At 70.4% G+C, this 9,963-nt stretch carries 7 protein-coding genes and 2 rRNA genes; 2 read left to right on the top strand and 7 right to left on the bottom strand.

Annotated features, from left to right (window positions below):
• Positions 1–104: 104 nt before the first annotated feature.
• From H516_RS0110335 to H516_RS0110350, 4 genes are all read right to left on the bottom strand, one after another.
• Entirely contained in the window at positions 105–2,042 is a 1,938-nt protein-coding gene (locus H516_RS0110335; RefSeq protein WP_022889647.1) for a glycoside hydrolase family 35 protein, read from the bottom strand.
• The gene (locus H516_RS0110340) at positions 2,039–2,953 is read right to left on the bottom strand and encodes a carbohydrate ABC transporter permease (RefSeq protein WP_022889648.1); all 915 of its coding nucleotides are present in this window, start codon (positions 2,951–2,953) and stop codon (positions 2,039–2,041) included. The genes H516_RS0110335 and H516_RS0110340 overlap by 4 nt, the downstream gene beginning before the upstream one ends.
• On the bottom strand, positions 2,950–3,936 hold the full coding sequence (locus tag H516_RS0110345; RefSeq protein WP_022889649.1) for a carbohydrate ABC transporter permease: 987 nt from the start codon (positions 3,934–3,936) through the stop codon (positions 2,950–2,952). Before H516_RS0110345 ends, H516_RS0110340 begins: the two co-directional genes overlap by 4 nt.
• A 127-nt stretch (positions 3,937–4,063) precedes the next feature.
• A complete protein-coding gene (locus H516_RS0110350) occupies positions 4,064–5,350 on the bottom strand; it encodes an ABC transporter substrate-binding protein (protein ID WP_022889650.1) in 1,287 nt (428 codons plus the stop codon).
• A gap of 200 nt (positions 5,351–5,550) precedes the next feature.
• Between H516_RS0110350 and H516_RS0110355 the strand changes: the two genes are divergently transcribed.
• Both H516_RS0110355 and H516_RS0110360 read left to right on the top strand, forming a co-directional pair.
• On the top strand, positions 5,551–6,591 hold the full coding sequence (locus H516_RS0110355) for a LacI family DNA-binding transcriptional regulator (protein WP_022889651.1): 1,041 nt from the start codon (positions 5,551–5,553) through the stop codon (positions 6,589–6,591).
• Positions 6,592–6,655: 64 nt separating this feature from the next.
• Positions 6,656–7,342 carry a GNAT family N-acetyltransferase gene (locus tag H516_RS0110360; protein ID WP_022889652.1) on the top strand — a complete coding sequence of 229 codons (687 nt, stop codon included), beginning with the start codon at positions 6,656–6,658 and terminating at the stop codon, positions 7,340–7,342.
• A 64-nt stretch (positions 7,343–7,406) separates the two neighbouring features.
• On the opposite strand, the gene H516_RS0110365 is transcribed toward H516_RS0110360, so the two are convergent.
• From H516_RS0110365 to H516_RS0110375, 3 genes are all read right to left on the bottom strand, one after another.
• Entirely contained in the window at positions 7,407–9,338 is a 1,932-nt protein-coding gene (locus tag H516_RS0110365; RefSeq protein WP_022889653.1) for a thioredoxin domain-containing protein, read from the bottom strand.
• Positions 9,339–9,523: 185 nt separating this feature from the next.
• Positions 9,524–9,640 (bottom strand): 5S ribosomal RNA (rrf, locus tag H516_RS0110370).
• 188 nt (positions 9,641–9,828) lie between these two features.
• Positions 9,829–9,963 (bottom strand): 23S ribosomal RNA (locus H516_RS0110375); the annotation flags it as partial.

Consider the following 9,963-nt stretch of genomic DNA (forward strand, 5'->3'; position numbering starts at 1 on the left):
GCCCGAGGCGCCAGAGGCGGCCCGGTGGGCGTGATGAAGGCATCTTCGTCTCCATTCCCGCGTCGAGTCGACGCGTCCATATCGACCCGCGCCGACGGCGCAGTTCAGTCGAAGGTCTCGATGTACTCCTGTTCGGGTCCGAGCTCGGCCGCTTCACGCAGCTCGACGTGGTCGCCGAGGTGTTCGAGCTCGAGCACGGTGATGGTGTTCTCGCCCGCGCGCACGAGCGGCGCGGGCACGTAGTACGTCAGTTGCGGGCCGATCTCCCAGTAGCGACCGAGCAGGAACCCGTTCACCCAGACGAAGCCCTTGCCCGAGCCGGGGAACGCGAGGAACGCATCGGCCGGCTGGTCGACATGCAGCGTCGCGCTCGCGAGCCCCGCCCCATCGTGTTTCTCAGGAGAATCTGGCCCGTGGCCGGGATTTTGCCGGGACTCGTCCTGAGAAACCGCAGAATTCGGGCCGGCATCCTGAGGAACAAGATGCGGGGCGGGCTCGGCGAGCGCCTCCAGAACTTCCGCGTCCCACTCGTCGAGCGGCAGCGCCCGCGTCGTCCAGCGCTGCACGAGCCTGCGGTCGAGCTGCACCCCGCCGAGGATGCCCTTGCCCTCGCCGAGCAGCGGCCCGTAGTTGATGCGGCCCTGGTTCTCGACGAGGAGTTCGAGCACGACGGCCCGCCCCTCGCCCGCGATCCGCACGCCCGCGGCCGCCTGCTCGGCGTCGAGCACGGCGACGCGGACGCCGTCGGCGAAGACGACGGCGCGGTCGCGGAGTCCGCGCACGGTGAGTAGCGCCCCGCCGCGCGGCACGATCGGATCGGCCCGGTAGAGCGCGAGCCCGGCGTCGAGTCCGAGCTCCTCGAAGCTCGGCGGCATCGCGGTGCGCAGCTCGCGGCCCGCCCGCCGCACCGTCTCGAGGAGGCCCGCGACCGGGCGCAACGCCAGCCTCGCGGCAGGCAGCACGGGCGGCGTCGGGGATGCCTCGTCCGGCACCCGCCCCGCGGCATCCACCAGCACCTCGCGGATCAACCGGAACTTCTCGGTGATCGCGCCGTTCTCGGCGACGGGCGCGTGCGAATCGTAGCTCGTCTGCGTCGGCTGGAGCCGCACGCCGTCGTGGTTCGCGCCCGACCAGAGTCCGAAGTTCGTGCCGCCGTGGGCCATGTAGAGGCTCAGCGAACCGCCCTCGGCGAGGATGTCGGCGACGACGCCTGCGGCCCCGGCCGGCGTGCGCACGTGGTGCGGGTCGCCCCAGTGGTCGAACCAGCCGTTCCAGAGCTCGGCGCAGACGAACGGTTCACCGTCGCGCCGCGCGCGGAGCATCGACGCCGCCGGCGCCGCGCGCGAGCCGAAGGTCGCCGTGGCCAGCACGCCCGGCAGGCTGCCGCCGTCCTGCATGAGCTCGGTGGGGCCGTCGGCCGTGTAGATCAGTTCGGAGATGCCGCCCGCGACGAGACGGTCGCGGAGCCACTCGAGGTAGTCGGCGTCGTCGCCGTAGCTGCCGTACTCGTTCTCGAGCTGCACGGCGACGATCGGTCCGCCGTGCGTCGCCTGCAGGGGCACGAGGCGCGGCAGCAGCTCGTCGAACCAGGCGTCGACCGCGTCGAGATAGGCCGGATGACTCGACCGCAAGCGCATGCCGGGCGAGCCCGAGAGCCAGGCGGGGAAGCCGCCGTTGTCCCACTCGGCGCAGATGTACGGGCCCGGGCGCACGATCACGTCGAGGCCCAGTTCGGCGGCGAGCGCGATGAAGCCCTCGAGGTCGCGCCAGTCGCTCCAGTCGAGCTCGCCGCGACGGCGCTCGTGGAAGTTCCAGGCGACATACGTGTCGACGGTGTTGAGGCCGAGCGCGACGAGCCGCTCGAGGCGGTCGCGCCACTGCTCGGGGTGCACGCGGAAGTAGTGCAGCGAGCCCGAGAGGATGCGGTGCGGGCGGGCGTCGCGGTGGAGCTCGCCGTCGACGATCGTGAGCAGCGGCTGCGGATGCTTCGGCGCGGGCCCCGTCGCATCCGAATTCACGATCGTGGTCTCGCCCGCGCTCACTTGACCGCCCCCGCGGTGAGGCCGGCGCGCCAGAAGCGCTGGAGTCCGAGGAACGCGATGATGAGCGGCACGACCGAGAGCAGCGCGGCGACCACGACGGTGCCGGCGGGCACCTGCCCGTTGCTGCCCGCCCAGCCGACGAGGCCGACCGTGACCGGCTGCAACGAGCTGTCGTTCAACACCATGAGCGGCAGGAGGAAGTTGTTCCACACCTCGACGAACTGGAACAGGAAGATCGTGACGAGGGCCGGCGACATGATGCGCACACCGATCGAGAAGAAGATGCGGAATTCGCCCGCACCGTCGATGCGCCCGGCCTCGATGAGCTCGTCGGGCACCGACTGGGCGGCGAACACGCGCGCCAGGTACACGCCGAACGGGCTCACCACGCTCGGCAGCAGGACGGCGAGCGGGTTGTTGAGCAGGCCCACCTGGTTGAAGAGCAGGAAGAGCGGGAGAGTGAACATCACCTTCGGGATGAGCACCGCGGCGAGGATGACGCCGAAGACGACGCCGCGGCCGCGGAAGTCGTACTTCGCGAGGGCATAGCCCGCCATGGCCGAGAGCAGGGTTCCGACGAGCGCCGACGTGCCCGCGTAGAAGACGCTGTTGAGCATCCACTGACCGAAGATGCCGTCGGATTCGGCGAACACGAGCGCGATGTTGTCGAACAGGCCGAACCCGTCGAACCAGAGCCCCGGCTCCGAGAACTGGTGCCCGGCGGGCTTGGTCGAGGCGACGACGAGCCACCAGATGGGCATGATGAAGTAGAACGCGGAGAGCCCGAGCAGGGCGAAGACGCCGAGGCGGCTCGCGAGGTTCGCGTCGCGGTTCGAGCGGCGGGGGCGCGAGGCATCCGACCGGTCTGAACGCGGCGTTCGCGTCGCCGATGCCAGAGTGGGGGCGGTCATCGCTCGCCTCGATTCGTGAGCTTGAAGAAGGTGAACGAGAGCACGCCGACGACGAGGGCGAGCACGACCGACTGGGCTGCGGCGTACGGGTAGTTCTGCGCGGTGACCTGCGCCTGCGCCGCCATCAGCGGGGTGAAGGTGTTGCTGATCGCACCGCCCGAGATGGTCTGCAGCACCTTGGGCTCGTTGTAGAGCTGGGCCGAGCCGATGATCGAGAACACGGTCGTGAGCACGAGTGCCGGGCGGACCATCGGGATCTTGATGTTCCACGCGATGCGGAACGCGCCCGCTCCGTCGAGGCGGGCCGCCTCGATCGTCTCCGCGGGGATCGTCTGGAGCGAGGAGTAGATGATGAGCATGTTGTAGCCCGTCCACCCCCACGTCACGATGTTGGCGATCGACCAGAGCACGAGTTCGGGGCTGAAGAAGGGGATGCCCGCGCCGACGGCGCTCTCGAGGAAGTTGTTGATGGGGCTCGTCACCGGCGAGTAGAGGAACGACCACATGACGGCGGCGATGACGCCCGGCACCGCGTACGGGAGGAAGGCCGCGAGCCGGAAGAAGCCCTTGCCCCGGGCCGAGCGCGAATCGAGGAGGAGCGCGAGCAGGAGCGCGAGGCCGAGCATCACCGGCACCTGCACGATGCCGAACAGGGCGACCCGGCCGAGCGAGGCGAGGAACTCGGTGTCGCCGAAGAGGCGCGCGTAGTTCGCGAACGGCGTGAAGTCGAGGGTCGGCGCTTCGAGCCCGAGGCCCGAGCGCCGCAGCGTGAACAGGCTCTGGACGAACGCGAACACGATCGGCACGAGGTACATCGCGATGAACAGCACGCCGAAGGGCAGCAGGAACAGCAGCGGCGTACGCCAGCGGCCGCCGGAGCGGCGCGTGGTGCCGCCGGGTGCCGGGGCGCCGGCGCCCGAGCGGCCGATGCCGCGGCGCCCGCTGTCGGCGGTGGTGACCGCCCGAGTCGATGAGGTGTCCATGTCGTCCTGCGTCAGTGCGATGGTGGGCCCGCCCGGGTCGGGTCGGGGGCTGCGTGGGTTCGGCGCGGATGCCCCGGGGTCGGGCCGGGGCGACGGCGTGCGCCGCCCCGACCGGGCCCTCGGTGGGTTATTCCGCGACGGAGAGGCCCTGGGCCTCGAGCGCGTCGACGGTCTGCTGCTGGGTGCTCGCCAGCGCGTCGGCGAACGTTCCCTTGCCCGACCAGGCCTTGCCGAGCCCGTCGTCGAGGAAGCCGACGGTCTCGGGCATGTTCGGGCCCCACGTCCAGCCGGTGGTGACGAGCGGCGAGGCCTCGGCGAAGACGTCGAAGATGACCTGGTCGCCGAAGTACGGGTCGGGCTCGGTGAGCGCCGGCAGGTCGAGCAGCTCGGTGGCCGCCGGGTAGAGCGCGGCCGCCTCGATGAGGCCGGTGTAGATGTCGGGGTCGGTGCTCATCGCGTGCGCGAACGCCCACGCGGCCTCGGGGTTGTCGCAGCCCTTCAGCACGGCCGTGGCCGAACCGCCGACGTTGCCGACCTTGTCGTCGCCGGCCTCCCACTGCGGCATGGGTGCGACCGCCCACTTGCCGGCACCGTCGGGCGCGCTGCCCTTCAGGATGCCCGCGATCCAGACCGCTCCGACGTGCGTCGCGATGCTGCCGTCGCCGAGCCCGGTGTACCAGGACTGGTCCCACATGGGGGCCTGGCTGATGAGGCCGGCGTCGGTGAGACCCTGCCAGTAGTCGGCGACCTTCTGGCCCTCGGCCGAGTCGATCGAGACCTTCCAGCTGTCGCCGTCGACCGAGAACCATGGGGCCTCGGCCTGCCAGTCGAAACCGGCGTAGTCGTAGTTGAGGTAGCTCGCCGAGAGCGACTTGCCGGCGGCTTTGAGCTTCTCGCCCGCGGCCTGGTACTCGGCCCAGGTGGTCGGCACGGCGATGCCGAGCTGGTCGAACACCTCCTTGTTGTAGAACAGCGCCATCGGGCCCTGGTCGACGGGGGCGCCGTAGACGCCGTCGCCGATCGAGACCGACGACCACGTCGCGGGGGTGAACTCGTCCTTGTTCGCGTTCGCGAACTCCGACACATCTTCGAGCGCGCCCTGTGCGGCGAAGCTCGTGAGGGTCTCGTAGCCGACCTGCGCGAGGCAGGGGGCGTTGCCGGCGGTGACCGCGTTCAGCATCTTGTCGTACCCGCCCTTCGCGCCGGGGGCGACCTCTTCGTAGGTGACCACCACGTCGTCCTGGGAGGCGTTGTACGCGTCGACGGCGTCGGCGTAACCCGGGGCCCAACCCCAGAACGTGACCTCGCTGGGGCCCGATGCCGCGGGCTCGGCTGCTCCGGAGCATCCGGCCAGCGCCAGGCCGAGGCCCAACGCACCGGTGATGCCTACCGTGCGCATGACTGTCTTCTTCACTGCTGCCTCTCCTTTGAATGAGCTCGGAATGCGTCGTGCAACGATCCATACCGTCGCGGTCTCGGGTGCGGGTTCCGCGGGGCGTGTTCCGATGCTGCCACATGTTGTTATCGATAACAAGCCTGATTTCAAATGGGAGCTTCACTGTCGAATGCTCCTGATGGCGATAGTATGTTTCCGCTACCACTGGGAGGGGCCACGTGACGACCAACACCCGGCGGCTCGACGCGAGCGGCCGAACACGTTCGCCGAGCATGGCCGACGTCGCCCATCACGCCGGGGTCTCGGCGCAGACGGTCTCGCGCGTGCTCAGCGACCACCCCAACGTGCAGTCCGCGACCCGGGAGCGGGTGCTGCGCTCGGTCGACCAGCTCGGCTACCGCATGAACAGTGCCGCACGCGCGCTGTCGTCGGGTCGCACGCGCACGATCGGCGTGGTGGTGCTGCCCACGGCCGACTACTCCGGTTCCGCGGTCACCCACGGGGTCGAGTCCGCCGCCCGTCGTGCCGGCTACGCCGTGAACATCTCGACCGCGAGCTCACTCGACCCTGCCGCGATCGCCGCGGCGATGACCCGCCTCGACGAGCAGTCGGTCGAGGGCATCGTGCTCGTCGTCCCCGTTCCGACCGGCACCGACGCCGTCGAGACGATCGCCCGGCGCATCCCGACCGTCACGATCGACGGTTCGCGCACCGTGTCGAGCGAGGTCGTCGCGATCGACCAGTTCGAGGTCGGCCGACTCGCGACCGAACACCTGCTCGAACTCGGGCACCCCACGGTCTGGCACCTCGCCGGCCCCGACGAGTGGCTCGACTCGACGGGGCGCGCTGCCGGGTGGCGTGCCGCCCTCGCCGAGGCGGGCCGCGAGATCCCCCCGCTGCTGCACGGCGACTGGTCCCCCGAATCGGGCTACCAGGCCGGCCTGCTGCTCGGCCGCATCCCCGAGGCGTCCGCCGTGTTCGTCGCGAGCGACGAGATGGCGTTCGGCGCGATCCGCGCACTGCACGAACTCGGCCGCCGTGTGCCCGACGACGTCTCGGTCGTCGGCGTCGACGACATCGCCCTCGCGGCCTACTGCAGCCCTGCCCTCACCACCGTGGCTCAGCCGTTCGGCGAGATCGCGGCCCTCGCCGTCGAGCACCTGCTGCGTCGTATCGACGACCCGAGCTCGCCGCCCACGTCGACCGATGTCGAGGCCTCGCTCGTGATTCGCGCGAGCACCGCGCCGTTCGCCGGCTGACCGCGCACGATCGATTCGCGAACCGGCCCGGCGCGCCGCTCACTCGGGCCGCTAGCGTCGGAGGATGACCGACGATCACGGCGCTGCTGCCGCCACCACTGCCACGGCGGCCCGCGGGCCCGCCATGGCACTCCCCTTCGACGCCGACTCGCTCGCGGCCCCGCTCGGCACCGCGCGAATGACGCTGCGTCCCATCGAACCCCGCGACAGCGACGACATCTGGGAGTACCAGCGTCTGCCGGAGGTGCTGCGTTACATCCCCTGGCCGGTGCGCAGCCGCGAGGAGGCGCACGTGCACACGCTGAAGCGCGCCGGCATGCGTCGGCTCGGCGAGGACGGGGACGCGTTCCACTTCGCCATGTCGCTGCGCGGCGAACGATCGCTGGCGCGCGGCGAGGGGTCCGAGCCCCGCGATCGCGTCGTCGGCGACATCATGCTGCGCGTGACGAGTGCCGAGCACGCCCAACTCGAGCTCGGGTGGGTGCTGCACCCGGCATTCCAGGGCCGCGGGCTCGCCGCGGAGGCGACGAGCGAGGTCGTGCGTTTCGCGTTCGAGTCGCTGAACCCGCATCGGCTGAACGCCCACGTCGACGTGCGCAACACGGCCTCGGCCGCCCTCTGCCGCCGGCTCGGCATGCGCCTCGAGGCGACGCTCGTCGAAGACGTGTGGGACGAGGGCTGGCAGGACAGCGCGATCTTCGGGTTGCTCCGTGGCGAGTGGGAGGCGCGCGGCGGCGCGACGGCCTCCTGAAGTTCTCCACAGGCTTATCCACACCTGTTCGAACTCGCATTCGAATGTAACCCGACAGGGTGGATCACCGCGCGAGCGCGGCGAGCGACGGCGCGTCAGCGACGGGAAGCGCGCACACGAACTCGCGGCAGCGGTATGCCGCCGCTCGCCCCTCGAGCAGCCGTCGCCCCGCGAAGAGCTCGAAGCCGGCGTCGGCGAAGGCCGCCGCCTCCGCCGCGGTGACGATCACGGTGATGGATGTCTCGGTCCGCCACGCCGCACCGACGAGTTCGTCGCCGCCTCGGGGCCTCCCTGCTCCGTCCCGCTCGGGTGCCACGACGACCAGCTGCACGACGGGTGCGGCGAAGCGCGTCATGAGCTCGAGTGCGGCGCCGAAGGCGATGGGGCGCTCGAGCGCGGCACCCGCGAGCTGCCGCATCGCCCGCTCGGCCGCCGCACGGTAGCGTTCCCCCGCACCGAGAAGCCAGAGTTTCCAAGCGGCGCTCGCGCATGCGGTGATCCCCGAGGGCACCGCCCCCTCGGCTGGATCGGTCGGCAGCGCGAGCCCCCGCTCGGCGAGCACCGGGTCGGCACCGCCCGGCACTGCGAACACGTGAGGCGCGGCATCCGGCTCAGTGGCACCGACACCGGCGTCGCCTGGACCTCTGGCTGCATCGCGGGCCGCGTCGAGCGACGCATCGATGAGGGTGCGCGCGATGACCGCATCCTGGGCCGCACCGCTCGCGACGGCGAGATCGAGCAGACCGTCGGCCAGCATCCCGACGTCCTCGAGCGCGGCTCGGGCCGATGAGACGATCCCGTCCCGCGAGGTCCGGCGCACCACCCCGCCGGACTCGAGATGGCCGGCGAGCACGAAATCGGCTGCGCGTCGGGCCGCGCCGAGCAGGTCTGGGGCGTCGAGCGGCGCCGACGCCCGAGCGAGAGCGCCGATCGCCAGGCCGTTCCAGCCGGTGAGCACCTTCTCGTCGAGTGGGGGCGGCTCGAGCGTGCGCCTCCGCTCGGCGTCGGCGGTGGCGTAGCCGCCTTCGGTGCGTACGCCGTCGACCATGCTCTCCGAATCCTGCGCCGCGGCGAATCCGCCCCCGGGCAACTGCAGCGTCTCCACCAGGTAGTCGGCGATTCCGCGCCCGACCGCGAGGACCTCGTCACCGCCGCTCGCACCGCGGGCGAGCTCGGACGCGACGCCGAGCAGCAGCGCATTGTCGGTGAGCATCCGCTCGTAATGCGGCTCGCTCCAGTCGACGCGCGTCGCGTATCGGAAGAACCCGCCGTCGACGGCATCGCGCAGCGGCGAGCCCGCCATGGCGAGCAGCGTACGACGCGCAAGCGCCCGCCCCTCGCCCCTGCGCTGCGCCAGGAAGCCGAGCACCGGCGCGATCGGGAACTTCGGGGCCCGGCCGAACCCGCCATGCACCCGATCCTCATCGGCCACGAGGGCGGCCACCGCCGAGCGGAGCTCCGCGTCACCCGGCAACGGCCCGGCGGTCGGCGCGAGGGAAGCCTCGGCCAGGGCGCTCGCCACGGCCGACGCCGTCTCCTCGAGCTGCCCCCGACGCTCGCGCCACGCCTCAGCGACCGCGGCGATCACCTGTCGGAACGACGGCATCCCGCGTTGCGGGAGAGGTGGGAAGTAGGTGCCGGCGTAGAACGCACGGCCTCCGGGCGTCGCGAAGACGGTGAGCGGCCATCCCAGCTCGCGGGTGAAGGCGGATGCCGCGGCGAGATAGCTCGCGTCGACATCGGGATGCTCCTCACGGTCGACCTTGATCGCGACGAAGAGCTCGTTGAGCTCGTGCGCCGTCAGGGCGTCGCTGAAGCTCTCGCGGGCCATCACATGACACCAGTGGCACGTGGCGTAGCCGATCGAGATCAGCACCGGCACGTCACGCCGGCGGGCCTCCGCGAAAGCCGCGTCTCCCCAGGGGAACCAGTCGACGGGGTTCCCCGCGTGAGCCCGGAGGTAAGGACTCACGGCGTCGGTGAGTCGAACGCCCATGATCCCCAGAGTACGTGCTCACGAAGAAAGCCGCCCAGCCGCCCCATGACGGGGATGCTGTGCGGCTCAGTTGTGGTGGTTGGTGTTAAAGGCGAAGAGCCGCCCATGACGGGGATGTTGTGCGGCTCGGGTTGGTGTTAAAGGCGAAGAGCCGCCCACGTGGTGGGCGGCTCTTCGTAATGTTTGTCCGGCGGTGTCCTACTCTCCCACAGGGTCCCCCCTGCAGTACCATCGGCGCTGCGAGTCTTAGCTTCCGGGTTCGGAATGTGTCCGGGCGTTTCCCTCGCGCTATGGCCGCCGAAACTCTAGAACCAACTGGGCCACACGTGGTGTGGGGTTGGTGGTCTCGGTGGGACCCCGCACCGTGGCGGGGGTCGTGTTGAGTTGTTGTGTGTTTTCCGTCTGAAGGGAACCACAGAGTGGACGCGAGATATCTTGGGCCACGCACACGGCCTTTACTTGAATGAGTTCAAATCGTGTGGGTGTAGTGATTATCAAGTTATCGGCTTATTAGTACCGGTCAGCTCCGACAGTCTTTAGTCCTGTCTTCCACATCCGGCCTATCAACCCAGTCGTCTGGCTGGGAGCCTCTCCCCCGAGGGGATGGAAATCTCATCTTGAGGCC

It is taken from the genome of Agromyces italicus DSM 16388 (assembly GCF_000421545.1).
Classification (GTDB): Bacteria; Actinomycetota; Actinomycetes; order Actinomycetales; family Microbacteriaceae; genus Agromyces; species Agromyces italicus.